This window comes from Mycobacterium sp. (assembly GCF_049585075.1).
In the GTDB taxonomy this organism is placed as follows: domain Bacteria; phylum Actinomycetota; class Actinomycetes; order Mycobacteriales; family Mycobacteriaceae; genus Mycobacterium.
Genome location: NZ_JBAUZA010000066.1, coordinates 1 through 23,765 on the forward strand (window position 1 = coordinate 1; position 23,765 = coordinate 23,765).

The window sequence follows — 23,765 nt, forward strand, 5'->3', positions numbered from 1 at the left end:
CGGTGGCGATGCGCGCGACCGAGCGCCTCGCGCGCCTGGTCGCTAGCGTCGGCGACACCGGGTAGCGCCATCAGCGGAGCCAACGGGTCAGAAATCACGAGCTGCCACCATACGGGTTGGGAATCGCTGCCAACAGTTGCCGGGTGTAATCGTGCTGCGGCCGGATGAACACCTCATCAGTGGCGGCGTGCTCAACCACCTTGCCCGCTTGCATCACCAGCACCTCATCAGCGATCTGCCGGACGACGGCCAAGTCGTGACTGATGAACAGATAGCTCAGGCCCAGTGCCTCCTTCAGTTCAGCGAGCAGTTCGAGTATCTGCGCCTGCACCAAGACGTCGAGCGCGGAGACAGCTTCGTCGCAAACCAGCACCTCGGGCCGCAATGCCAGCGCTCGCGCGATCGCGACACGTTGACGCTGCCCGCCGGATAACTCGCGGGGCCGACGGGCGAGCACCGACGGCGGAAGCGCCACCTGTTCGACCAACTCCCGCACCGCCGCTCGCCGCTCGCGGCTGTTTCCGACGCGGTGAATGCGCAGCGGTTCCTCGATGGCCCGGAACACTGTGTACATCGGATCCAAACTGCTGTAGGGGTTTTGGAAGACCGGCTGTATCCGCCGGCGAAATGCCAGGGCATCGTGTCGGTTCAGCCCTGCAACGTTTCGGCCGTCGAACGTCACCGTCCCAGACGTCGGCGCCAGCAGGCCAAGCGCCATGCGTGCCAGGGTGGATTTCCCGGAACCGGATTCGCCCACCACTGCCAGTGTGGTCGCTTTGCGCAGGCGAAACGACACGCTATCGACAGCACGGAATTCTGCTTTGCGCCATGGCTTTCCATGGGTTGATCGGTAAGCCTTGGTGAGTCCAGAGGCGACCAAGAGGCCGTCGGCGTCGGATTTTTCGAGGGCCGGTGTGTTGCCACGGCGCGGGCGAGTCGATGTCCCACCGACCGGATGCGTGGGTGGTGCAGCGTCGACCAGTTGCCGAGTATAGGCATGTTGCGGATCACTCAAGATCGATTGCGCTGCACCAGTTTCTACGACACTGCCCCGACGCATGACGACTAGCTGCTCGGCGCGCTCGCCTGCCAATGCAAGGTCGTGGGTGATCAGCAGCACCGCAGTCCCCAGTTCAGCGGCCAGCCGCTGCAGATGATCGAGCACCTGACGTTGCACGGTGACGTCAAGTGCTGATGTTGGCTCGTCGGCGATAAGCAGACGCGGCCGGCCCGCCAGCCCAATCGCAATCAGCGCACGCTGACACATGCCGCCGGACAGCTGATGCGGATAGCGTCTGGCCTGAGTCGACGGGTCCGGCATTCCGGCTTCATCGAGCAATTCCAGAGACCGCTGCCTCACGTCACTGATATTGTTGGCGCGCAACGCTTCCCGAATCTGAAAGCCGACCTTCCACACCGGGTTAAGGTTCGTCGCCGGGTCCTGCGGAACATAGCCGATGCCACTCCCCCTGATCGAGCGGAGCCGACGGGAATCTGCCGACGCGAGGTCGACACCGTCGAACTCAATGCGTCCCGCGGTGATTCGGCCGCCCGGTGCGAGCAGGCCGAGAATCGCAGCGGCGGTCGTCGACTTTCCCGAGCCTGATTCACCGACAACGGCGACAGTCTGCCCGGTGTACACAGTCAGCTCGACATTGCTGACCGCGGGAGCGTCGTCGCCGAACCTGACTTCCAAGCCGATAACGCTCAGCAGCGGCTGCTCGCCCGAGCGGTTCACGACCGCGACGTCCGTGAAGTGGAATCCAGGACGTCGCGCAACACGTCGCCCATCATCAAAAATGCCAGCACGGTAAGCGCAAGGGCGCCAGCGGGATAGAACAGAATCGGTGAACCGGCCCGCAGCCGCGTCTGCGCCATGTTGATGTCGCCGCCCCATGACACCACCGACGGCGGCAACCCGACACCGAGGTAGGACAGCGTCGCCTCCGTCACGATGAATAGCCCCAGCGAGATGGCGGCGACGGCGATCACCGGGCCAAGGGCATTGGGCACCACGTGACGTATCAAAATCCCGAATCTGTTCAGCCCCAGCGCCTGCGCGGCCAGCGCGTAGTCGCTGCCCCGCACCGCGAGCACGGCGCCGCGGGCGATCCTGGCCACCTGCGGCCAACCGAACAGCGCAAGGATCGCGATCACCGTCCATACGGTCCGGTGATGCATGACCTGCATCAGCACAATGGCGGCCAACAGCAGTGGGATCCCGAAGAAAACATCGGCGACACGGGAAACAATCACGTCGATCCAGCCACCGTAGAAGCCGGCCAACGCACCCAACGCCCCGCCGACAACGAACACCAGCAGGGTGGCGCCAACACCGACGGTGATCGAGGCCCGAGCCCCGTATACGGTGCGGGCGTAGATGTCGTGGCCCTGCAGATCGGTGCCGAACCAATGTGTCGCCGACGGTGCGAGCAGGCTCTGATACGGGTCGGCATAGCTGGGATTGACGGACGTGAACAGCGCCGGGAATACCGCCAATACAAGGAAGAATACGATCAGTATCGCCGCGATGACAAACTTTGGACGGCGTCGCAACCCACGCCATGTATCACGCCAAAATCCAGTGCCACCAAGCATTTCAGTGCCTCGGTCAGCCATAGCGGATCCTGGGATCCAAAACCGCGTACAGCAAATCCACCACCAGATTGGTCACCAGATAGATGACCACCAGCACCGTCACGATCGACACCACCGTCGGCGCCTCCTGGCGAGTGACCGCCTGATAAAGCACTCCCCCCACACCGTGGATGTTGAAGATGCCCTCGGTGACGATCGCCCCGCCCATCAGCGCTCCTAGGTCGGCGCCCAAGAACGTCACAACCGGGATCAGTGAGTTGCGCAGGACGTGGATGGTGACCACCCTGGGGCGCGACAAGCCGGTGGCCGTCGCGGTGTGCACATAGTCGGCGTGGGCATTGGCGGCCACCGCAGAACGGGTCAACCGCACCACGTAGGCCAAGGACACCGATCCAAGCACCACTCCGGGCAGCAGCAGCCGCGCGAACGTCGGCTGATCACCGACGGTTACCGCGGCGATACCCAGCCGGACCCCAAAGACGAACTGCGCCAAAAACCCCAACACAAAGATCGGAACCGCGATGACGATCAAACTGGTGATCAGCACCGTCGCGTCGAAGATTCCGCCTTGGCGCAGCCCGGCGATCACGCCGAAGCCGATTCCAAGGACGGCCTCCACTGCCAGGGCAATCAAGCCGAGCCTGATGGTCACCGGAAATGCTTGGGCGAGAACGGTACTGACCGGCAGCCCGGAGTAGGCGCGCCCCAAGTTGCCGTGGATGATGCCGCCGAGATAATGCCAATACTGCAACAGGAACGAGTCGTTGAGGTGGTATTGGGCGCGCAGTTGTGCGGCCACCGCGGGACTCAGCGGGCGGTCACCGGCCAGCGCAGCAATCGGATCGCCGGGCAGCAGAAAGACCATCGCATAGATCAGCAGCGTGGCGCCGAGGAAAACCGGCACCATGATCGCGACACGGCGAGCGATATACCAACCCATTTCAAGCCTTGACGATGTGCTCGTAGTCGGGCAGGCCGTTCCAGGTCAGCGCCACGTGGCTGACCGCCGCTGATGTTCCAGCGACGCTGACCGTGTACCACAGCGGCACGACGGGCATGTCCCGCAGCAGGATTCGCTGGGCAGCGGTGGCGAGGTCAAACGACTGGGGCAAGTCGGGCGCCGCTTCGGCCGCGGCGACCGCGGCGTCGAATTGCGGGTTGGAATAGCCGACGTCGTTCGCGCCCGCCCCGGTGACGAACAGCGGCTCCAAAAATTCCAGCATCGACGGGAAGTCACCCTGCCAACCGGCCCGGAAAGCGGTGGCTATGCGCCGTGTGGTGATCTGGGTGCGAAACGTGGCGAAGGTCGGCTGCGGCGCACCGACCGCATCGATATCCAGAATGTTCTTGATGCTGTTGGCCACCGCGTCCACCCACTCCTGGTGCCCGCCGTCGGCGTTGTAGGCGATCGCGTATCGGCCGGACCATTTCGAAATCGCATCGGCCTGCGACCACAGCCGCCGCGCCCGGTCCGGATCGAAGTCGAGTGCGTCGTTGCCGTCGATGTGCGGGTCAAAACCGGGCAGCGAACTTGCGGTGAATTCACGTGCCGGCGCACGCGCTCCGGCGTAGATCTGCCGGCAGATCTGTGAACGGTTGATGGCCGCCGAGATCGCCAGCCGGCGCAACCTGCCCTCCTCGCCGCCGAAATGCGGCAGCCGCAGCGGGGTGTCGAGGGTCTGGTTCGCCGCCGCCGGTGCGCTGACGTACCGATCGCCGAGATCTCTGCGGTAGACCGAGAGCAAGCTGGACGGAATCGTGTCCAGCACATCGAGATTGCTCGACAGCAAGTCGGCGTACGCGGTGTCCAGGTTGGCGTAGAAGACGAAGCGCAGCCCCTTGTTCTGCGCTAGTCGGATCCCGTGGTAGCCGGGATTGGGCACCAGATCCAGTTTGACGTTGTGTTGCCAGGCCGCACCCCCGGGCGCATCGGCGAACTTGTAGGGGCCGTTGCCGATCGGATGCTGGCCAAAGGTCGTCATATCTTTCAGCGCGGCATCCGGCAACGGATAGAACGGCGAAAACCCAAGCCGTAGTTTGAAATCGATGGTCGGTGCCTTGAGCCGCACGGTGAACACGTGATCGTCGACAACGTGCAAACCCAACATCGTCGTCGCGGTCGGTTTCGCCGTGGCCACGTCGTCGAAACCGGCGATCGGGCTGAAAAAGCTCTGTTGTAGTTGGGCATTGGTGGCCAGCGCGCCGTAATTCCAGGCATCGACGAACGAGTGCGCGGTGACCGGTGTGGCGTCGCTGAACGTCCACCCGGGCTTCAGAGTGATCCGGTAGTTGACGTCGTCGGTCGTGTCGATCGACTGAGCAACCTCCAGTTCGGCTTTGCCGTTAGCGTCATAGGACATCAGGCCCGCGAACAACCGGTCGATGATCCGACCGCCGTTGCTGTCATTGGTATTAGTCGGAATCAACGGGTTCTGCGGCTCACCCGCGTTGGCGATCACCACGTCGGTGCGGACGTTGCCGACCCCGCAGCCGGCCAGCGGGGTGACGGCGAGCAGCATCACGGCCGCCGCGACGACGCGCAACCGACGCAAGCGTCCTCCTCCGATCCGCTGTAACCAATACAATCCCGGCGTGACTGCCTATTACGCCGGAGAATTGACGGCTTTGTTCGGCATTCCCATTGTTGGACTGGTCTTGTTGATCGCCGGTCTTCGGCAACGTTCACACATCCGCCGGCCGCCTCCATTTGCTAACCCGATGGGTCCTCCCGGCTACCCACCGCCAAATCCATACCCGCCTGGCTACCCGCCGCCTCAGCCGCCAACGTACCCACCGGTTTCCCCGGCCGGGTACCCGGCACCGCGCCCACGTGGATCGCGTGGCACGGCGCTGATCATTGTGGGGTCGATCCTGTTGGCGTTCGGTGTGCTGGCAATTCTGAGCCAGTTGGGCAATGCGGCCTCACGGGTCGGGCACTCTGCTCGTTCGGCGAATGTCGGGGAATGCGTCGGCGCGTCCAGTGGGCGCGACCACAACCTGCACCCGCCGCCGCAGGACTGCGACAAGCCGGACTCGACACTTGAGGTCGTCACCAGAGGCGGTAGCTCGGCGACCTGCCCCGACGGCAAGCGAAAGGGCTCGGACTACTCGGTGATATTCGACGGAACCACCACCCTGTGCTTGATCCTCAACCTTAAGCAGGGCCAGTGCTACTCGGTGTCCGGCACGAACGACGATCCGACGTTCATCGCGAGCGCCTGCGATGACTCGCCTACGGGTATCAGGGTCGTCAGGCGTATCGACGGCAGCACAGATGCTGCGCTGTGTCCAGAGGAAACCAAACCGATCTCCTACCAAACCCCGGCGCGGCTGTACTGCCTGGAGCGACTCGAAAACTGATCGGACTGACTCACGCGCTCGTATAGTCACCGGACTACGCTCGATTGCCCGCCTCCTCCTCAGCCGTACCGGCTGCATCGTCAGCGGGCTACGCTCGTCCGCGTGACCGAGACGCACACCGATGCACCGTCGTCATACCCACCCTCGGAGGATTTCGCCGCGCACGCCAACGCCGGCGACGAGCTGTACCGCGAAGCCGAGCAAGACCGGCTGGAGTTCTGGGCCAAGCAGGCCAACCGACTGACCTGGTCAAAGCCATTCGACGAAGTGCTGGACTGGTCCGAGGCCCCGTTCGCCAAATGGTTCACCGGCGGAACGCTCAACGTGTCCTACAACTGCGTCGACCGCCACGTCGAAGCCGGCAACGGTGATCGCGTCGCGATCCACTGGGAGGGTGAGCGGGTCGGCGAAGGCCGCACCCTGACTTACCGCGACCTGCAGACCGAAGTGTGCAAAGCCGCCAACGCGCTCACCGATCTGGGTCTGGTCGCCGGTGACCGCGTCGCGATATATCTGCCGATGATCCCCGAAGCTGTCATCGCGATGCTGGCCTGCGCGCGGCTGGGCGTCATGCACAGCGTGGTGTTCGCGGGTTTCACCGCAACGGCGCTGCGCGCCAGAATCGCTGACGCCCAAGCCAAACTGCTCATCACCGCGGACGGACAGTTCCGGCGCGGAAAGCCGGCGCCGCTGAAAGAGGCCGCCGACGAAGCGGTCGCGGACAATGACAGCCCCGTCGAACACGTCCTGGTTGTCCGCCGCACCGGCACGGACACCCCGTGGACGCAAGGCCGCGACCTGTGGTGGCACGACGTCGTCGACTCGGCATCGCCCGACCACAGCGCCGAGGCGTTCGACGCCGAACACCCGCTGTTTTTGCTTTACACCTCGGGCACCACGGGCAAGCCCAAGGGCATCGTGCACACCAGCGGCGGTTATCTCACCCAGTCGTCCTACACCCACCACCACATCTTCGATATCAAGCCGGACACCGACGTGTTCTGGTGCACCGCCGATATCGGCTGGGTTACCGGGCACACCTACAGCGTCTATGGCCCGCTGTCCAACGGCGTGACCGAGATTCTCTACGAAGGCACCCCGGACACGCCTAACCAGCACCGGCACTTCGAGATCATCGAAAAGTACGGCGCGACAATCTATTACACGGCACCGACGATGATTCGCACGTTCATCAAGTGGGGCCGGGAAATCCCGGACGCCCACGACTTGTCCAGCCTGCGGTTGCTGGGATCGGTCGGCGAACCGATCAACCCCGAGGCCTGGCGCTGGTATCGCAAAGTCATCGGCTCCGACCGCACTCCGGTGGTGGACACCTGGTGGCAGACCGAGACCGGCGCGGCGATGATTTCGCCGCTACCCGGCGTCGCTGCGGCCAAACCTGGATCGGCGATGACCCCGCTGCCCGGAATCTCGGCGAAGATCGTCGACGACGACGGCAACGAACTGTCACCGCCGTCGACCGACGAGGGCGAGCACGCCAGCGGGTACCTGGTGCTCGATCAGCCCTGGCCGTCCATGCTGCGCGGAATCTGGGGCGATCCCGATCGCTTCCGCGAGACGTACTGGTCGAAGTTCGCCGAGCAGGGCTGGTATTTCGCCGGCGACGGCGCTCGTTATGACTCCGACGGCGAGATCTGGGTGCTGGGTCGCATCGACGACGTGATGAATATTTCGGGGCATCGCATCTCGACCGCCGAGGTGGAGTCGGCGTTAGTCGGTCATTCCGGGGTCGCGGAGGCCGCAGTGGTGGGGGCGACCGACGACACCACCGGTCAGGCGATCTGCGCGTTCGTGGTCTTACAAGCCGACCATGCCGAGACGACAGGCGAGGAGATCATCGACGAACTGCGCGTCGAGGTGGCCAGGGTGATCTCCCCGATTGCCCGGCCCCGCGAATTGCATGTGGTGCCCGAATTGCCGAAGACCCGCAGCGGCAAAATCATGCGACGGCTACTGCGCGACATCGCCGAGGATCGCGAACTCGGCGACACCTCGACGCTGCTTGATCCGGGCGTGTTCGACGCGATCCGCGCCGCCCAGTAGGAATCAGGCGGGCGACAATGCGGGCCGTGTAGCGGCCCGCTGAGGAGCCCGCCAATCAGGGCTAGGCGGGCGACAATGCGGGCTAGGCGGGGACCGGAACGAATCCCGCGCCGGGACGGTTCTTGGCGTTGATGTCGGCCAAGATCGCGTTGATCGACTGAACCACTGCGGGAGTGTGCAGCGGGATGTACTTGATGATGCACGCCGGCAGGTTCTCGCTGAAGGCGCCGTGGATCATGCCGACCAGAAGGTTGTTGACGGTAACCGGGCCGCCCGAGTCGCCCGGTTGTCCGCATACCTGCATGACGATCGTGCCCGGGTCTTGGCCCGGGCCCCACGTGACGCCGCACGAGTTGCCGGTCGTGCGGCCCTGTTTGCAGGCGATCTCGCCGAATGCCGGATCCGGCCCGATGCCGTTGATCGCGAAGCCGCCGAAGTTGGCGACCGGCGTCACCTTGGCCGGATCGAACTGGATGACCGCGTAGTCCAGGTTGTCGTTGCCGGCCACCATGGTTCCCACCGTGCCGCGGTCTTTGGCCGCCTCGGCGGCCACCACCGCACCGGGGCCACCGCAATGCGCCGAGGTGAAGCCGATTAGCTCGCCTTTGCCGTCGGTGCCGATCGTGGTCAGCGTGCACAGGGTGTCGCCGTTGACCACGATGCCCGCCCCGCCGCCGAGCGGGAGTCTGTCGTCGGCTCCGGCCGGCACGGCGCGCAGGCCGGCCATGCCGGCCGATGTCACGATGACCAACGCCGCCGCGACGCCAAGCAGCCGACGGCACGTGGTCTGCAAAGCAATACTCCCGTCGACAAACTTGGCGGTGTACCCCAAGCGGCGGCGCCAGTCTAGCGTGAGCACCGCCCGACGGCCTCGTTCCCTAACCGAGCGCGGAGCCCGGTTGGCCTCGTCTGGCAACCGACCGCATGGCAACATGAACCGCGACGACCCGGTGACGATGCAGAGCGCGAAGCGCGATGAGGAGGAGCCGGACAATCAGATTCAGCCGGGAGGACCGTCCGTGAGCAAGCCGGATCGCAAGAACGCCGACAAGGACGGGGTTCCTCGTACGCTGACCACGATTCCGCTGACCGACCCGCACGCGCTGTCTGTCGAACCGTCCATCGGTGAGCTGGTCAAGGACGCGACGGCGCAGATGTCGACGCTGGTGCGCGCCGAAGTCGAATTGGCCCGCTCGGAAATCACACGCGATGTCAAAAAGGGTCTGACCGGCAGCGTCTACTTCATCTCGGCGTTGGTGGTGGGGTTTTACTCGACTTTCTTTTTCTTCTTTTTCCTCGCCGAACTGCTGGATACCTGGCTGTGGCGCTGGGTGGCTTTCTTGATCGTGTTCGGAATCATGGTGGTGTTTACCGCGGTGCTGGCCTTGTTCGGCTACCTGAAGGTGCGGCGGATCCGCGGACCACGGCAGACCATCGAATCGGTCAAGGAGACCCGGACCGCATTCACGCCAGGCCACGACAAGGGCTCCGGACGCGCGCTCAGTTCGCCGCAAGGCGGGACGCCCGCCGATCCCTCGGGTTGGTAGATGGCACCACCAGATCCGTCGGTGACCCGTATCGACGGGCCATGGCGCCATCTGGACGTGCACGCCAACGGCATTCGATTCCATGTCGTCGAGGCGGCGCCGGTCGACAGCGCTGCGGCCACCCCTCCGACCGCACGCCCATTGGTGATCATGCTGCACGGCTTCGGCTCGTTCTGGTGGTCGTGGCGTCACCAGCTACGTGGTTTGAGCGGAGCCCGGGTGGTCGCGGTGGATTTGCGAGGTTACGGCGGCAGCGACAAACCGCCCCGCGGCTACGACGGCTGGACGCTCGCCGGGGACACCGCCGGACTGATCCGCGCACTGGGACACACGTCGGCGACGCTGGTCGGGCATGCCGACGGCGGGCTGGTGTGCTGGGCAACCTCGGTCCTGCATCCACGGCTGGTCCGCGCCATCGCAGTGGTCAGTTCGCCGCACCCGGCCGCACTGCGCCGCTCGGCGCTCACCCGCCGCGATCAGCGCCGCGCGCTGTTGCCCTCGCTGCTGCGATATCAGGTGCCGATCTGGCCGGAGCGCGCACTGACCCGGCATAAGGGCGCGGCGATAGAACATCTGGTGCGTAGCCGCGCGAGTGCCAAATGGGTTGCATCCGAAGACTTTTCCGAGACGATCGGTCATCTGCGGCAGGCGATTCAAATTCCGTCAGCAGCGCACTCGGCGCTGGAGTATCAGCGGTGGGCGGTGCGTAGCCAGCTGCGTGAAGAGGGTCGCCGCTTCATGCGATCGATGAAAAGAAGCACCGGCCTTCCGTTATTGCACATTCACGGTGATGCCGATCCGTACGTGCTGGCCGACCCGGTCGAGCGAACACAGCGCTACGCGCCACACGGTCGTTACGTATCAGTCTCCGGCGCAGGACATTTCAGCCATGAAGAAATGCCGGACGAAGTCAACGGCCACCTGATGCGCTTCCTCGACCGCGTGTACCGCTCGCCGCTTAGCTGACACACTCCCCGGTCGCCACCGGCGCAGTGTCGCCGATGTGCGCCAGCTGAGCGGCCACCTCCTTGGCCGTCAACACAAAACCGGTGTCGTTGTCGTCGACCGCCGCGCCGAACACCACACCGAGCACATTACCGTCCAGGTCGATTAAGGGACCGCCCGAATTGCCTTGCTCCACACTGGCCCTGATTGTGTAGACCTCGCGGTTGACCGTCGCGTTCCGGTAGATGTCCGGCCCGCTGAGTTCGATGAGTTCCCGGACCCTGGCCGGGGTTGCCACAAAGCCTCCGCCACCGGGATAGCCCATCACTATAGCCTCGGTGCCCGATGCCACCTGGTTGTTGGCGAACGCCAGCGGGCCCGGCGCCAGGTTGGGCACGGCGAGGATCGCGATGTCGACAGTCGGGTCGTAGTCCACCACGGTGGCGGGATAATGTTTGCCGCTTGCCTCGACGGTGACGCTGTTGGAACCGGCCACCACATGCGCGTTGGTCATCACGCGGTCAGGCGAGAGGACAAATCCGCTGCCATCCAATCTTTTCTGACAACTTAGTGCCTCCGCACTGATCTTGACCACGCTGGGTTGGGTGGCTGCGACCACCTGGCTGTTGGCCAGTGCCGGGTCCGGAGCCCCCACCGCTGCGATCGGCGTGCGGCTGAACGGCTCCAACACCTGCGGCAGACCAGAGGTGTCCAGCAACGTCGACAATCGCTTGGGCACGGACTTGAGCCAATCCGGTGCGAAGTCGTTGACCTGGGCCAACACTCGCGAACCCCGGACCGCAGCAGCAAGGCTGGGCTGACCGGATGACGTTGTCAGCGGCGTCGCCAGCAGCCATGCCGCCACCAGCACCACCACCAGCTGCACCGCCACCCCGATCAGCGAGTCGAAGAATCGCACTGAGCTGCTTTGGATTGCGCCGCGCACCGCGCGACCCAGCACCACACCGGCGACCTCGCCGACGACGACGAGACCCAGGATCAAAAACAGCGCGGCGAACAGCTTGGCCCGCGGTGCGCTGATGTGGGCGACCAGATGGGGAGCCAGCAGGACGCCCGCGATCGCGCCGAGCAGCACACCGACGAACGACAGCAGAGAGCCGAGTGCACCCGAACGCCAGCCTGAGATCGCCGCAATTAAAGCAACACCCAACACCGCGATATCGAGCCATTGTGATGTGGTCATCAGGCATCATCCTCGTCGCCGACCAAGGCCATCGCTTCATCCAACTCCCGAATATCGCTGGTGTTCCAGGGTTTAGCCCATCCAGCTACATCCAACATCGCCGAAATCACTTGACCGGTGAATCCCCAAACCAGCATTTCATTCAACAGGAAAGCGGGCCCGGCGAAGCGGCGATGCAAGGCGCTGCGGTACACCATGAGTCGATTGGCCGGATTGATGAACGCCCGCACCGGGACCCGGGCCACGATTGCTGTCTCCGCCTCATCGACAACAGCCACCGGGCCCGGATCCGGCGAATACGCCAACACCGGGACGACGTGAAAACCCGACGGCGCGATGAAGGTTCGCTCCATCGTGGCCAGCGGATGCAGTCTGCCGGTATCGATGCCGGTCTCTTCGCGTGCCTCTCGCAGCGCAGTGCCCACCGGCCCGTCGTCGTCAGGATCGGAGGCGCCGCCCGGGAACGCCGCTTGGCCGGCGTGATGACGCAATGTCGAGGCCCGCACGGTGAGCAGCAGATCGGCTTCGTCAGGCGGGGAGTCGGGCGGGGCGCCGTTGGTTTGGCCGGATGGGGGACCGGAGAACAGCACCAGCACTGCTGCGTCGCGGCCATCTTTGCGCAGCGCGGCGGTCGCCTTGGCTGCAGTCACCATCGCCAGTACGTCGGCGGGAAGACGTCGACGGAAAGCTTCGGGCACCTGACCGACGTTGTCGACCAGCGGACGCAGCCAGGGCGGGCCGAGCTCAGGCGTCAGCGGGATCGTTCCCCGCGCGTGGCCGCCTGCGCTCACCAGCCCCTCCTTCGTCCCATTGCCCAGTTCCTCCTCGGGCCACTCCGTGGCCCGCATCGTCACCGGGCGGTCCAATTGCCCGGCTCGTCGCTGGGCCTCATCCCGTCTGATCTCCGAGCGCGGCTGCGATCTCGTCGGCATTGGCGAAAGCGCGCGGCAGGGTCTGCGCAACGCTACCGTCCAATTTCAGCACTACTGTCGCGGGCATCACATTTGGCACCCGTAACGCCGCGGCGATCCGTCGGCTGCCGTCCTGCAGGGTCGGCAATCGGACGCCCAAGTCCGCCAATCGCAGCAACGCTGCCGTCTCGTTCTCGTCCTGGTGCACCGTCACCACCATCACATCGGCCCCGACCCGTCGTTGATACTCGGCCATCGCCGGGAGTTCGGCCGCGCAGGGTGCACACCAGTACGCCCATAAGTTGAGAACCACCCGGTGCCCAGCCAGGGCCGGACCGACGTCAACGACCGAGCCGTCGGCCGCGCATTCCGCAGTCACACCGCGCAACGCCGGCGGACCTTGATCGGCGCCCGCGCGCGGACATGGTGGAAGGTCGGCATGCTTCCGCGGTCCGGCCAGCGCCGCTGGGGTGTCGGCGTCGCGATGGATGCGACCGGAGCCGGTCGCTGGGACGGTTGGCGACGACGAGCTATCACGCAACGCAACCACTAACGCCGCGATCAACGCCGCGACGACCACCAGCACCGCCATGGTCCAGCGAGCGGTTCGGGGCGTGAAAGTAGTCATCGGATGGGCGGTTACAACCCTGCCATTGCCAGAAGGTGCTCGGTTTCGGGGCCCTGCACCAAGGCGGCAGCGATCAGCGGTTCGGTGGGTCCAGTTCCGAACGAGGGACAGTCTTTGGCCAGCACGCAGACCCCGCACGCCGGTTTGCGTGCGTGGCACACCCGGCGACCGTGGAAGATCACCCGGTGACTCAGCAGGGTCCACTCTTTGCGTTCGATGAGTTCCCCGACCGCATGCTCGACCTTGACCGGGTCCTCTTCGGCCGTCCAGCGCCAGCGCCGAACCAGCCGCCCGAAATGGGTGTCGACGGTGATACCGGGGACGTCGAATGCGTTTCCCAGGACGACGTTGGCGGTCTTGCGGCCCACCCCGGGCAGGGTCACGAGTTCGTCCATGGTGGCGGGCACTTCGCCGTCGAATTGCTCGACGAGTGCCTGCCCCAACCCGATCAACGATGACGCCTTGTTGCGGTAAAAGCCGGTGGGGCGGATAAGGGTTTCGAGTTCTTCGCGGTCCGCCTGTGCGTAGTCCAGCGCGGCGCGGTAGCGCTTGAAGAGTGCTGGCGTGGTGAGATTCACCCGCTTGTCGGTGCTTTGCGCCGATAAGATCGTCGCCACCGTCAGCTCCAACGGTGTGGTGAAATCCAATTCGCAATACACATGTGGAAACGCTTGGGCAAGTTTGCGATTCATGCGTCGAGCTCGTCGCACCAAGCCTGTCCGGGTTTCCGAAGACCAACGGTCTTTCGCGGCGGCGTCCGGTGGGCCGGACACTTGGGCGGCGGCTCGAGAAGGTTTGCCCATTGTCACCTCGACAGAGTACTAATTCGTGATCCCGCTGAGACATTAGCCGTGTTTACTAGCTGCTTGTGTCTTGGTTGCTCGTAGCATTCATCCCGGGGTTGCTGATGCTGGCGACTTTCGGGCTTGGACGGCTGGAAGCGGGCTTAGCAGAGAACACCGTTACGGCAAGCGATGTGGCGGAATTTCTCGCGCAGGCAGAGCCTGTCGATGTGCACACACTGGCCCGGGATGGAATGCCCGAAGCCTTGGATTGCCTGCACCGTCGCATCGGGCACAGCACCAATGAGTTGCCCGATCGACTGGTTGGCGGCGAGTCGAACACCGATCCGCTGTTGACGGCCGCCTTTACCTCCGGTCCCGCACACACCGGTTTGCCGAGACAGCGGCATAACCATTCAGGGGCGAATCGGCAATTTGGCCCGCCTCAGCATGCCAATCGTGTGTAGCGTTGGCACGTCGAGTTGATGGCTGACCTCTAGACTGCGGGTCGGCCGGTCAACCGATCCGGGCCTTAGACCCGCCCGACTTGTGCATATCAGAGTCATTTAAGTAGCTAAGGGGCAACGTGGACGAGATCCTGGCGAGGGCCGGAATCTTCCAGGGGGTTGAGCCAAGCGCCGTCGCCGCGCTGACCAAGCAACTGCAGCCAGTCGACTTCCCCCGCGGACATACGGTTTTCGCGGAGGGCGAACCGGGTGATCGGCTGTACATCATCATTGCCGGAAAGGTCAAGATCGGCCGCCGTTCGCCGGACGGCAGGGAGAACCTGCTGACGATCATGGGTCCGTCCGACATGTTCGGTGAGCTGTCGATCTTCGACCCCGGGCCGCGGACCTCCAGCGCCACCACGATCACCGAGGTGCGCGCGGTGTCGATGGATCGCGACGCGTTGCGAGCGTGGATCGCGGACCGACCCGAAATCGCCGAGCAGCTGCTGCGGGTGCTGGCCCGCCGGCTTCGACGCACGAACAACAACCTCGCCGACCTGATCTTCACCGACGTGCCGGGCCGGGTCGCCAAGCAGCTCCTGCAGCTGGCCCAGCGTTTCGGTACCCAGGAGGGCGGCGCTATGCGGGTGACCCACGACCTGACCCAGGAGGAGATCGCGCAGCTGGTCGGCGCGTCCCGAGAGACGGTGAACAAAGCGCTGGCCGACTTCGCCCACCGCGGCTGGATTCGCCTGGAGGGCAAGAGCGTGCTGATCTCCGACTCGGAGCGGCTCGCCAGGCGCGCGCGCTAGCTCCCGAGATCGACGTTTTGCCGACGTCTACTCGGTGTTTGGCTGTAAACCGTCAATCTCGGCGCAGATAGTCCAGCTGCGCCTGCACCGACCATTCCGCGACGTCCCATAGCTTCTCGTCGACGTCGACGTAGACGTGCTCGACAACCTGGCGTGTGGTGGCGTCGTCGCCGAGAACACGCAACGCCGAGCGGACCTGCTCGAGGCGCTGCTCGCGGTGCGCCAGGTATCCCGATGCGACAGCTTCCACGTTCGCCAGCTCCGGCCCGTGACCGGGTAGCACGGTTCGCTCACCCAGACCGCGCAGCCGGTGCAGCGACTCCAGGTAGTCGGCCAGGCTGCCGTCTTCGTTGTCGATGACCGTTGTTCCGCGACCCAACACTGTGTCCGCTGTCAGCACGGCATCGTCCAGCACGAACGACAGCGAATCGGCGGTGTGACCGGGGGTGGCCAAGACCGTGATCCGCAGCCCCGCGGCGTCGATCACCTCACCGTCGGTCAGCTCAGCGGACAGGCCACGCAGGAACCCGCTGCCCGCCGAGCGCACCGGCGCCCCGGTGCGCTCGACCAGCTTGTCGATGGCGTCGGTGTGGTCGCCGTGCCGGTGACTGATCAGCACGAGAGCGATGCGGCCCACGTCGGCGATTTTCGCGATGTGCTCGTCGTCGTCGGGGCCGGGATCGACCACCACCACCTCGTCGCTGCGCGTTCCGCGCAGTACCCAAGTATTGGTGCCGTCCAGTGTCATCAGGCCCGGATTGTTGGCCAGCAGCACCGATGCGGTTTCGGTGACCCGACGCAGCCGGCCGTAAGCAGGATGCACCAGCGACTCAGCGGTGTCGGTCACGGTCGCTACCCGACCTCCACCACCAGTTCGACCTCCACCGGCGCATCCAAAGGCAATTCCGATACGCCGACGGCGGAGCGGGCGTGGCTGCCGCGATCACCGAACACCTCCGCGAGCAGATCCGATGCGCCGTTGACCACGCCCGGCTGGCCGTTGAAGCCGGGTGCGGACGCGACGAACCCGACCACCTTGACCACCTGGGTTACCGCGTCGATACCGACCAGCGAATCGACAGCCGCCAGCGCGTTGAGCGCACAGATCCGGGCCAGCGCCTTGCCCTCCTCCGCGGTGACGTCAGTCCCGATCTTCCCGATCGCGGCGAGGTTGCCGGCCTGCATCGGCAGTTGGCCTGCCGTGTACACGAAGTTGCCGCTGCGTACGGCGGGAACGTAGGACGCCAACGGCTTCGCTACCTCCGGGAGGTCGATCCCGAGCTCAGCAAGCCGGGCGGACGCACTCACTTCGGACGTTTCAGATAGGCCACGTGCTGCTCGCCGGTCGGTCCGGGCAGCACGGCCACCAGCTCCCACCCGTCGGCACCCCACTGGTCGAGGATCTGCTTGGTGGCGTGTGTCAACAGGGGGACCGTGGCGTACTCCCATGTGGTGGGTTGGCTCATGGCCTGAGCTTATCGGCAGCAACGCGAGGAGGAGCTGGGCAGTGTGGCGCCCGGCGACGATGCGCGCGGCGAAGCGGCGTGAGGAGGAGCTGGGCAGTGTGGATAGCATGCTTTGGTGGCGACCACACCGAGCGGCGGCAGTAGCGTGCGCTGGCCATCGCGATTATCGAAGGCCCGTCTGCATTTCGTGACCGGCAAAGGCGGCACCGGTAAGTCGACGGTAGCCGCCGCGCTTGCGCTGACTCTCGCGTCCGGAGGACGCAAGGTCTTGCTCGTCGAAGTCGAAGGGCGCCAAGGGATTGCGCAACTCTTCGATGTGCCGCCGCTGCCCTACAAAGAACTCAAGATCGCAACTGCCGAGCACGGCGGCCAGGTCAACGCGCTGGCGATCGATATCGAGGCCGCATTCCTGGAATACCTCGACATGTTCTACAACCTCGGCATCGCAGGCCGCGCGATGCGGCGCATCGGGGCGATCGAGTTTGCAACGACGATCGCGCCGGGTCTGCGCGACGTTCTGCTCACCGGCAAGATCAAGGAATCGGTGATCCGTGTCGGCAAGGACAAGCTGCCGGTTTATGACGCAATCGTCGTCGACGCGCCTCCCACCGGCCGCATCGTCCGCTTTTTGGATGTGACCAGGGCGGTGTCTGATCTCGCCAAGGGCGGCCCGGTGTACTCGCAGGCTGAAGGTGTGGTGAAGATCCTGCACTCGGATCAAACGGCCATCCACCTGGTGACCCTTCTGGAGGCGCTGCCGATGCAGGAGACGATGGAGGCGATCGACGAGTTGCAGGGGCTGGGATTACCCATCGGCAGCGTGATCGTCAACCGCAACATCGCTGCGTACCTGCAACCCGATGATCTCGCCAAAGCCGCCGAGGGCGATATCGACGCCGACGCGGTGCGTGCGGGTTTGGCCGCCGCCGGGATCAAGCTGCCCGATGCGGAATTCGCGGGGCTGCTTACCGAGACGATTCAGCACGCCACCCGGATCGCCGCGCGAGCGGCATCCGCAGAACAGCTCGACGAGCTGAAGGTGCCGCGCCTTGAGCTACCGACCATTGCCGACGGCGTCGACCTCGGCAGCCTCTATGAACTTTCTGAATCCCTTGCGCAGCAGGGGGTTCGATGAGTACCACACCACCGACCTTAGATATCGCCGCGATCCTGGGCGACACCGCCAATCGCGTCGTGGTGTGCTGCGGCGCGGGTGGGGTCGGCAAGACCACCACCGCCGCCGCCATGGCGTTGCGTGCAGCCGAATACGGCCGCACTGTAGTGGTTTTGACGATCGACCCAGCTAAGCGGCTGGCACAAGCCTTGGGAATCAGCGACCTTGGCAACTCGCCGCAACGCGTGCCGCTGGCACCCGAAGTGCCCGGCCAGCTGTTCGCGATGATGCTCGACATGCGCCGCACGTTCGACGAGATGGTGATCCAGTATTCGGGACCCGATCGGGCGCAAGCGATTTTGGACAACCAGTTTTACCAAACGGTCGCCACCTCACTGGCCGGCACCCAGGAGTACATGGCGATGGAAAAGCTGGGCCAATTGCTCAGCGAGGACCGCTGGGATCTTGTGGTGGTCGATACCCCACCGTCGCGCAATGCGTTGGACTTCCTGGATGCGCCGAAACGGTTGGGCAGCTTCATGGATAGCCGGTTGTGGCGGCTGCTGTTGGGGCCTGGGCGCGGCATCGGTCGACTCGTCACCGGCGCGGTCGGCTTGGCGATGAAAGCATTATCAACCGTTCTCGGTTCGCAGATGCTCTCCGACGCTGCGGCTTTCGTGCAGTCATTGGATGCCACCTTCGGAGGCTTCCGGGAAAAAGCAGATCGCACGTACGCGTTGCTGAAGCGCCGCGGCACCCAATTCGTGGTGGTATCGGCCGCCGAGCCGGATGCGTTGAGGGAAGCGTCGTTCTTTGTGGACCGGCTTTCGGAGGAACGTATGCCGCTGGCCGGGCTCATCTTGAACCGGACCCACCCGATGTTGTGTTCGTTACCGGTTGAGCGAGCCATTGACGGTGCCAAGACGCTCGAGAGCGAGCTGGAAGTTACTGGGGCGCCAGACTCGAAGGACTTAGCATTGGCCGTCCTGCAGATCCACGCTGACCGGGCGGCCACGTCCAAGCGCGAAATCCGCCTGCTGTCGCGGTTCACCGGGGCCAATCCGCACGTCGCCATTGTCGGGGTGCCGTCGCTGCCGTTCGACGTTTCCGATCTGGAGGCACTGCGCGCGATCGCCGACCAGATGACGGCGCTCGGTGACGATGCGGGCACACGGCGGCCCGCTGAGGGGTTGACTAGCTAGTCAGACGGCTACTTAGCCAACGCTGCGGTGCTTGCGCTGTGCAGCGAAGAACTCCGCCCACGAAACTACCTCCGGGTGCTGCTTGAGTAGCGCACGACGTTGGCGTTCGGTCATGCCACCCCACACACCGAACTCGACACGGTTGTCCAAGGCGTCAGCGCCGCACTCCAGCATCACTGGGCAGTGCCGGCAGATCACCGCAGCCTTCCGTTGTGCAGCCCCCCGGACGAACAGCTCGTCGGGATCGGCGGCCCGGCACAACGCCTTGGAAACCCACGCGATCCTCGACTCGGCATCAGCTCCACACAAGATGTTGCTTGTCGGTGCTGCACTCGTCCTGCGCACTGCGGTCCGTATACCTGACACCAGCGATTCCCCTTCGCTCCTGCCACCGTTACGGTGGCTCCGTGTTAGATCCAGACGACCGATGCGATCTGCGCCACACTGTGCGCCTCGGTGTTACCTGTATCTCATTGTGTGCATAAGCTACGTGGTCAGGTATCAATTACGCAACAGTCCGATACACCCTTTTTTGGGACGACCGTGCCGTCCGATCATGAAAGTGCCCCTGAAATGGGACGAAGCGACGGCTGATACACCGCTGAGCAGCAACTGAGAGAAGCCTGAGCGGTTACCTTGGCGGAAATATCGCTCACCTACCACTCAAATCAGCACGCGTCGCCGCGCCGCTAATCTAGTAGCCATGCCGGAGCGCCCCACGACCGCGATCACAGTCGCCAAGCTTGTCGGGTGCTGTCTTCTGGCCAGCATCGTCGTCGCGGCCCTGCTGTTTCCCGTGGTCGGCGGCATCGGGCTGGCATCTAATCGCGCCTCCGAAGTCGTCGGCAACGCATCGGCCCAATTGCTCGAGGGCGAAGTCCCGGCGGTGACCACGATGGTCGACGCGAAAGGCAACACGATCGCGTGGCTGTACTCGCAACGGCGGTTCGAGGTACCCAGCGACAAGATTGCCAACACCATGAAGCTGGCAATCGTTTCGATCGAGGACAAACGGTTTGCCGAGCACAACGGCGTGGACTGGAAGGGCACCCTGACCGGGCTGGCCGGCTACGCATCGGGCGACGTCGATACCCGGGGTGGCTCGACAATCGAGCAGCAGTATGTGAAGAACTACCAGTTGCTGGTGATCGCGCAGACCGACGCCGAGAAGCGCGCGGCCGTGGAGACCACGCCGGCGCGCAAGCTGCGCGAGATTCGGATGGCGCTCACCCTCGACAAGACCTTCACCAAGCCGGAGATCCTGACCCGCTACCTGAACCTGGTGTCCTTTGGTAATAACGCCTTTGGCGTGCAGGACGCCGCGCAAACGTACTTCGGTGTCAACGCGTCCGAGCTGAACTGGCAGCAGGCGGCGCTACTCGCCGGCCTCGTCCAGTCGACCAGTGCGCTGAATCCCTACACCAATCCGGACGGCGCGCTGGCCCGTCGAAACCTGGTGCTGGACACCATGATTGAAAACCTGCCCAACGAGGCCGATGCGCTTCGCGCTGCAAAAGCTGAGCCGTTGGGAATCTTGCCGCAGCCCAAGGAGCTACCGCGTGGCTGCATCGCAGCGGGTGATCGGGCGTTCTTCTGCGACTACGTGCAGGCCTACCTGGCTCGTGCCGGCATCAGCAAGGAGCAGGTGGCTAGGGGTGGCTATTTGATCCGCACCACCTTGGATCCCGACGTGCAGGAGCCGGTCAAGCACGCGATCGACACCTACGCCAACCCCACCCTCGAGGGCATTGCCAGTGTGATGAGCGTGATCAAGCCCGGCAAGAACTCGCACAAAGTGGTGGCGATGGCCAGCAACCGCACGTACGGGTTGAACGGCGAGGCCGGCGAAACCATGCGCCCGCAGCCGTTCTCGTTGGTCGGCGACGGCGCCGGATCCATCTTCAAAATTTTCACCACTGCTGCGGCGATGCAGATGGGCATGGGTATCAACGCCACCCTCGAAGTCCCGGGCCGATTCCAGACCAAGGGCATGGGTAGCGGCGGCGCCAAGGGTTGCCCCAAAGACACGTGGTGTGTGATCAACGCCGGCAACTACCGCGGGTCGATGAATGTGACCGACGCGCTGGCCACCTCGCCCAACACCGCGTTCGCCCGGCTGATCCAGCTGGTGGGGGTGCCGCGCGCGGTCGATATGGCGATCAAGCTCGGCCTGCGGTCCTACGCCGATCCCGGCAGCGCCCGCGATTATGACCCCGACAGCAACGAGAGCCTGGCCGACTTCATCAAGCGGCAGAACATCGGGTCATTCACGCTGGGCCCCTTCGAGCTGAATGCGCTGGAACTATCGAACGTCGCGGCCACACTGGCCTCCGGTGGCACCTGGTGCCCACCGAATCCGATCGACAAGCTGATCGACCGAAACGGCAACCAAGTCGCGGTCACCACCGAAGCCTGCGACCAGGCGGTGCCAGAAGGCTTAGCCAACACGCTTGCGAATGCGATGAGCCATGACGCGGTGGGCAGCGGCACTGCGGCGGGGTCCGCCGGTGCGGCGGGGTGGAACCTGCCGGTGTCCGGCAAGACCGGCACGACCGAAGCCCACCGGTCATCAGGGTTCGTGGGGTTCACCAATCACTACGCCGCGGCCAACTACATCTACGACGACTCGACGTCGCCGTCCGATCTGTGCTCCTCGCCGCTGCGGCGCTGCGGCGACGGCAACCTCTACGGCGGTAACGAACCGGCCCGCACCTGGTTTACCGCGATGAAGCCCATCGCCACGATCTACGGCGACGTACACCTGCCGCCGACGGACCCGGAGTATGTCCAAGGCGGCCCGGGTTCGCGGGTGCCGAGCGTCGCGGGTCTGGACGTCAACGAGGCGCGTCAGCGCTTGAAGGACGCCGGTTTCCAGGTCTCCGAGCAGACCAACTCGATCAACAGCAGCGCCAAGTACGGCGAGGTGGTCGGAACCACGCCCAACGGTCAGACGATCCCGGGTGCGGTAGTCACCATCCAGACCAGTAACGGCATACCGCCGCCGCCGCCTCCGCCGCCGGAAGGCGGTCCGGTGCCGGTGGGCTCGCAAGTCATCGAGATCCCAGGGCTGCCGCCGATCACGATCCCCATTCTGGCGCCGCCACCGCCGGCTGCGCCGCCGCCATAGCCGGTTCCATGGGCGTGTGGCCTGATGCCAACCGACCTACGGCAGTAGGCTGGCCTGCATGCCGTCTGCCATCTCTGCTCTGAAAAGCACCGGCGTCGTTGCGCTCGGATCGGCCGTCGCCGGTATCGGCTACGCCTCGATCGTCGAACGCAATGCGTTCGTTCTGCGAGAGCTGACCATGCCGGTGCTTACGCCGGGTTCGTCGCCGTTGCGGGTGCTGCACATCAGCGACATCCACATGCGTCCCGGTCAGCGCCGCAAGCAGGCGTGGCTGCGCGAACTCGTCAGCCTGGAGCCCGACCTGGTCGTCAACACAGGCGACAACCTGGCACACCCCAAGGCGGTGCCTTCGGTCGTTCAGAGCCTCACCGATCTGCTTTCGCTGCCAGGCATTTTCGTCTTCGGCAGCAACGACTATTTCGGACCGCGACCCAAGAATCCGCTCAACTACGTGGCGAATCCGGGTCACCGCGTGCACGGTCAACCGCTGCCCTGGCAGGACCTGCGGGCGGCGTTCACCGAGCGCGGCTGGTTGGATCTCACCCACAACCGTCGCGAATTCGAAGTGTCAGGACTGCACATCGCGGCGGCCGGCGTTGACGACCCGCACATCGCGCGGGATCGTTACGAGGCGATCGCCGGCCCGGCCAGCCCGGCCGCCAATCTGCGGCTGGGGTTGACCCATTCACCCGAGCCCCGCGTGCTCGACCGCTTCGCCACCGACGGCTACCAATTGGTGATGGCGGGCCACACCCATGGCGGGCAGCTGTGCTTGCCCTTCTACGGCGCCTTGGTGACCAACTCGGGCCTGGATCGCTCTCGAGCTAAGGGCCCGTCGCGGTGGGGTGCCACCATGCGCCTGCATGTCTCTGCCGGGATCGGTACTTCACCGTTTGCGCCGGTGCGGTTCTGCTGTCGGCCTGAGGCCACCCTGCTGACGTTGATTGCGGCGCCGATCGGTGGCCGCGATTCGCACAGCGATCTGGGACAGTCGCAGCCGACCTATTCAGCACATTGAGCTGATCGGGGCCGACCGGCTAGGCAGCAACCTACTTCTGCGACGAGTGGGTCAGGGCCGAAAAGCTGGCTACCTCCGCGCCCGCCGCGGCGTCGACCGAGTTGGAACGTTCGAGCCACTGGGACTGACCCCAGGCCTCGTCAACGTCGCTGCCCGGAGCGGTAAGCAGCAGCCACAGCACTCCCAGGGCCAGGAATCCGCCGAACACCACGGCGCCTAACACCGTCATGATTCCCTCGTTTCCCCGCGTTCCAACGCACCGATTTGCTGCGGTAATCAGTATATTTAAGGCCGCCGACATCCTGGTTATTCCACGCCGAACTGTGGGCCAAATCCCCATGCCCGCAGGATGTGATCTGCGTTGCACCGACGCAAAACGGCTCACCGTTGGATGCCGACGATCGCACCGCAATCCACTTTGGCGGATCGCCGGGTGGGTGCGATACGCTGTCGTGGCTTTAAGCGGGGTGTGGCGCAGCTTGGTAGCGCGCTTCGTTCGGGACGAAGAGGCCGTGGGTTCGAATCCCGCCACCCCGAC

Annotated in this window: 25 protein-coding genes and 1 tRNA gene; 11 read left to right on the plus strand and 15 right to left on the minus strand. The window is 64.7% G+C overall.

All coding sequences use genetic code 11. From position 1 onward, the window contains the following. From WB785_RS03095 to WB785_RS03115, 5 genes are all read right to left on the minus strand, one after another. A partial coding sequence (locus WB785_RS03095) for a hypothetical protein (RefSeq protein WP_424077249.1) occupies positions 1-71 on the minus strand: 71 nt, incomplete at its 3' end. A 23-nt stretch (positions 72-94) separates the two neighbouring features. After that, complete coding sequence (locus tag WB785_RS03100; protein ID WP_424077231.1) at positions 95-1,738, minus strand: dipeptide ABC transporter ATP-binding protein; 1,644 nt, start codon at positions 1,736-1,738, stop codon at positions 95-97. Further along, positions 1,735-2,598: an ABC transporter permease gene (locus tag WB785_RS03105; RefSeq protein ID WP_424077250.1), complete on the minus strand. Its 864-nt coding sequence runs from the start codon at positions 2,596-2,598 to the stop codon at positions 1,735-1,737. The genes WB785_RS03100 and WB785_RS03105 overlap by 4 nt, the downstream gene beginning before the upstream one ends. A 13-nt stretch (positions 2,599-2,611) precedes the next feature. Beyond that, entirely contained in the window at positions 2,612-3,538 is a 927-nt protein-coding gene (locus WB785_RS03110; protein WP_424077232.1) for an ABC transporter permease, read from the minus strand. Position 3,539: 1 nt separating this feature from the next. Continuing rightward, positions 3,540-5,117: a peptide ABC transporter substrate-binding protein gene (locus WB785_RS03115; RefSeq protein ID WP_424077251.1), complete on the minus strand. Its 1,578-nt coding sequence runs from the start codon at positions 5,115-5,117 to the stop codon at positions 3,540-3,542. Positions 5,118-5,190: 73 nt separating this feature from the next. On the opposite strand from WB785_RS03115, the gene WB785_RS03120 reads away from it, so the two are divergent. Further along, positions 5,191-5,958 carry an LppU/SCO3897 family protein gene (locus WB785_RS03120; protein ID WP_424077233.1) on the plus strand — a complete coding sequence of 256 codons (768 nt, stop codon included), beginning with the start codon at positions 5,191-5,193 and terminating at the stop codon, positions 5,956-5,958. Between the two features lie 102 nt (positions 5,959-6,060). Beyond that, a complete protein-coding gene (gene acs, locus WB785_RS03125; RefSeq protein WP_424077234.1) occupies positions 6,061-8,022 on the plus strand; it encodes an acetate--CoA ligase in 1,962 nt (653 codons plus the stop codon). A gap of 82 nt (positions 8,023-8,104) precedes the next feature. Here acs and WB785_RS03130 read toward each other — a convergent pair whose 3' ends face one another. Continuing rightward, positions 8,105-8,815 carry a serine protease gene (locus WB785_RS03130; protein ID WP_424077252.1) on the minus strand — a complete coding sequence of 237 codons (711 nt, stop codon included), beginning with the start codon at positions 8,813-8,815 and terminating at the stop codon, positions 8,105-8,107. 226 nt (positions 8,816-9,041) lie between these two features. Here WB785_RS03130 and WB785_RS03135 point away from each other — a divergent pair, with 226 nt between their 5' ends. Together WB785_RS03135 and WB785_RS03140 are read left to right on the plus strand one after the other, a co-directional pair. Beyond that, the gene (locus WB785_RS03135) at positions 9,042-9,569 is read left to right on the plus strand and encodes a phage holin family protein (protein ID WP_424077253.1); all 528 of its coding nucleotides are present in this window, start codon (positions 9,042-9,044) and stop codon (positions 9,567-9,569) included. Beyond that, positions 9,570-10,535, plus strand: a complete 966-nt coding sequence (locus WB785_RS03140) for an alpha/beta fold hydrolase (protein WP_424077235.1) — start codon at positions 9,570-9,572, stop codon at positions 10,533-10,535. On the opposite strand, the gene marP is transcribed toward WB785_RS03140, so the two are convergent. The 4 genes from marP to nth all read right to left on the minus strand — a co-directional run bounded on the left by marP (position 10,528) and on the right by nth (position 13,949). After that, entirely contained in the window at positions 10,528-11,718 is a 1,191-nt protein-coding gene (gene marP / locus WB785_RS03145) for an acid resistance serine protease MarP (protein ID WP_424077236.1), read from the minus strand. The genes WB785_RS03140 and marP overlap by 8 nt on opposite strands. Beyond that, complete coding sequence (locus WB785_RS03150; protein WP_424077237.1) at positions 11,718-12,509, minus strand: NUDIX hydrolase; 792 nt, start codon at positions 12,507-12,509, stop codon at positions 11,718-11,720. The genes marP and WB785_RS03150 overlap by 1 nt, the downstream gene beginning before the upstream one ends. 97 nt (positions 12,510-12,606) lie before the next feature. Then, a complete protein-coding gene (locus WB785_RS03155) occupies positions 12,607-13,257 on the minus strand; it encodes a TlpA family protein disulfide reductase (protein ID WP_424077238.1) in 651 nt (216 codons plus the stop codon). Between the two features lie 11 nt (positions 13,258-13,268). After that, entirely contained in the window at positions 13,269-13,949 is a 681-nt protein-coding gene (gene nth, locus WB785_RS03160; RefSeq protein ID WP_424077239.1) for an endonuclease III, read from the minus strand. A 215-nt stretch (positions 13,950-14,164) separates the two neighbouring features. Between nth and WB785_RS03165 the strand changes: the two genes are divergently transcribed. Both WB785_RS03165 and crp read left to right on the plus strand, forming a co-directional pair. After that, complete coding sequence (locus tag WB785_RS03165) at positions 14,165-14,506, plus strand: hypothetical protein (protein ID WP_424077240.1); 342 nt, start codon at positions 14,165-14,167, stop codon at positions 14,504-14,506. Positions 14,507-14,625: 119 nt separating this feature from the next. After that, entirely contained in the window at positions 14,626-15,300 is a 675-nt protein-coding gene (crp, locus tag WB785_RS03170; protein WP_085200145.1) for a cAMP-activated global transcriptional regulator CRP, read from the plus strand. Positions 15,301-15,352: 52 nt separating this feature from the next. Here the strand turns inward: crp and WB785_RS03175 are convergent, their stop codons facing one another. From WB785_RS03175 to WB785_RS03185, 3 genes are read right to left on the minus strand one after another with little or no spacing between them, the layout of a single operon-like run. Then, positions 15,353-16,147, minus strand: coding sequence for an MBL fold metallo-hydrolase (locus tag WB785_RS03175; protein WP_424077241.1), 795 nt, complete (start codon positions 16,145-16,147; stop codon positions 15,353-15,355). Positions 16,148-16,152: 5 nt separating this feature from the next. After that, complete coding sequence (locus WB785_RS03180) at positions 16,153-16,608, minus strand: RidA family protein (protein WP_424077242.1); 456 nt, start codon at positions 16,606-16,608, stop codon at positions 16,153-16,155. Continuing rightward, positions 16,605-16,766: a DUF4177 domain-containing protein gene (locus WB785_RS03185; RefSeq protein WP_005138621.1), complete on the minus strand. Its 162-nt coding sequence runs from the start codon at positions 16,764-16,766 to the stop codon at positions 16,605-16,607. Before WB785_RS03185 ends, WB785_RS03180 begins: the two co-directional genes overlap by 4 nt. 112 nt (positions 16,767-16,878) lie before the next feature. Between WB785_RS03185 and WB785_RS03190 the strand changes: the two genes are divergently transcribed. Both WB785_RS03190 and WB785_RS03195 read left to right on the plus strand, forming a co-directional pair. Beyond that, entirely contained in the window at positions 16,879-17,901 is a 1,023-nt protein-coding gene (locus tag WB785_RS03190; protein WP_424077243.1) for an ArsA family ATPase, read from the plus strand. Next, positions 17,898-19,082, plus strand: a complete 1,185-nt coding sequence (locus tag WB785_RS03195; protein ID WP_424077244.1) for an ArsA family ATPase — start codon at positions 17,898-17,900, stop codon at positions 19,080-19,082. Before WB785_RS03190 ends, WB785_RS03195 begins: the two co-directional genes overlap by 4 nt. 12 nt (positions 19,083-19,094) lie before the next feature. Here WB785_RS03195 and WB785_RS03200 read toward each other — a convergent pair whose 3' ends face one another. After that, positions 19,095-19,448, minus strand: coding sequence for a WhiB family transcriptional regulator (locus tag WB785_RS03200; RefSeq protein WP_424077245.1), 354 nt, complete (start codon positions 19,446-19,448; stop codon positions 19,095-19,097). A gap of 337 nt (positions 19,449-19,785) precedes the next feature. Here WB785_RS03200 and ponA2 point away from each other — a divergent pair, with 337 nt between their 5' ends. Together ponA2 and WB785_RS03210 are read left to right on the plus strand one after the other, a co-directional pair. Beyond that, positions 19,786-22,209 carry a transglycosylase/D,D-transpeptidase PonA2 gene (ponA2, locus tag WB785_RS03205; RefSeq protein WP_424077246.1) on the plus strand — a complete coding sequence of 808 codons (2,424 nt, stop codon included), beginning with the start codon at positions 19,786-19,788 and terminating at the stop codon, positions 22,207-22,209. A gap of 58 nt (positions 22,210-22,267) precedes the next feature. Next, positions 22,268-23,227, plus strand: coding sequence for a metallophosphoesterase (locus WB785_RS03210; protein WP_424077247.1), 960 nt, complete (start codon positions 22,268-22,270; stop codon positions 23,225-23,227). Between the two features lie 31 nt (positions 23,228-23,258). On the opposite strand, the gene WB785_RS03215 is transcribed toward WB785_RS03210, so the two are convergent. Continuing rightward, positions 23,259-23,456: a hypothetical protein gene (locus WB785_RS03215; RefSeq protein WP_424077248.1), complete on the minus strand. Its 198-nt coding sequence runs from the start codon at positions 23,454-23,456 to the stop codon at positions 23,259-23,261. Between the two features lie 234 nt (positions 23,457-23,690). On the opposite strand from WB785_RS03215, the gene WB785_RS03220 reads away from it, so the two are divergent. Further along, positions 23,691-23,764 (plus strand) — tRNA-Pro (locus WB785_RS03220). The last annotated feature ends 1 nt before the right edge of the window (position 23,765 follow it).

Bases quoted from the DNA above. Each gene is read 5' to 3' on its own strand.
- WB785_RS03105 (WP_424077250.1), bottom strand. From the start codon at position 2,598: ATGCTTGGTGGCACTGGATTTTGGCGTGATACATGGCGTGGGTTGCGA.
- WB785_RS03110 (WP_424077232.1), bottom strand. From the start codon at position 3,538: ATGGGTTGGTATATCGCTCGCCGTGTCGCGATCATGGTGCCGGTTTTC.
- WB785_RS03115 (WP_424077251.1), bottom strand. From the start codon at position 5,117: ATGCTGCTCGCCGTCACCCCGCTGGCCGGCTGCGGGGTCGGCAACGTC.
- WB785_RS03140 (WP_424077235.1), top strand. From the start codon at position 9,570: ATGGCACCACCAGATCCGTCGGTGACCCGTATCGACGGGCCATGGCGC.
- marP (WP_424077236.1), bottom strand. From the start codon at position 11,718: ATGACCACATCACAATGGCTCGATATCGCGGTGTTGGGTGTTGCTTTA.
- WB785_RS03155 (WP_424077238.1), bottom strand. From the start codon at position 13,257: ATGACTACTTTCACGCCCCGAACCGCTCGCTGGACCATGGCGGTGCTG.
- nth (WP_424077239.1), bottom strand. From the start codon at position 13,949: ATGAATCGCAAACTTGCCCAAGCGTTTCCACATGTGTATTGCGAATTG.
- WB785_RS03165 (WP_424077240.1), top strand. From the start codon at position 14,165: ATGCTGGCGACTTTCGGGCTTGGACGGCTGGAAGCGGGCTTAGCAGAG.
- WB785_RS03185 (WP_005138621.1), bottom strand. From the start codon at position 16,766: ATGAGCCAACCCACCACATGGGAGTACGCCACGGTCCCCCTGTTGACA.
- WB785_RS03195 (WP_424077244.1), top strand. From the start codon at position 17,898: ATGAGTACCACACCACCGACCTTAGATATCGCCGCGATCCTGGGCGAC.
- ponA2 (WP_424077246.1), top strand. From the start codon at position 19,786: ATGCCGGAGCGCCCCACGACCGCGATCACAGTCGCCAAGCTTGTCGGG.
- WB785_RS03210 (WP_424077247.1), top strand. From the start codon at position 22,268: ATGCCGTCTGCCATCTCTGCTCTGAAAAGCACCGGCGTCGTTGCGCTC.
- WB785_RS03215 (WP_424077248.1), bottom strand. From the start codon at position 23,456: ATGACGGTGTTAGGCGCCGTGGTGTTCGGCGGATTCCTGGCCCTGGGA.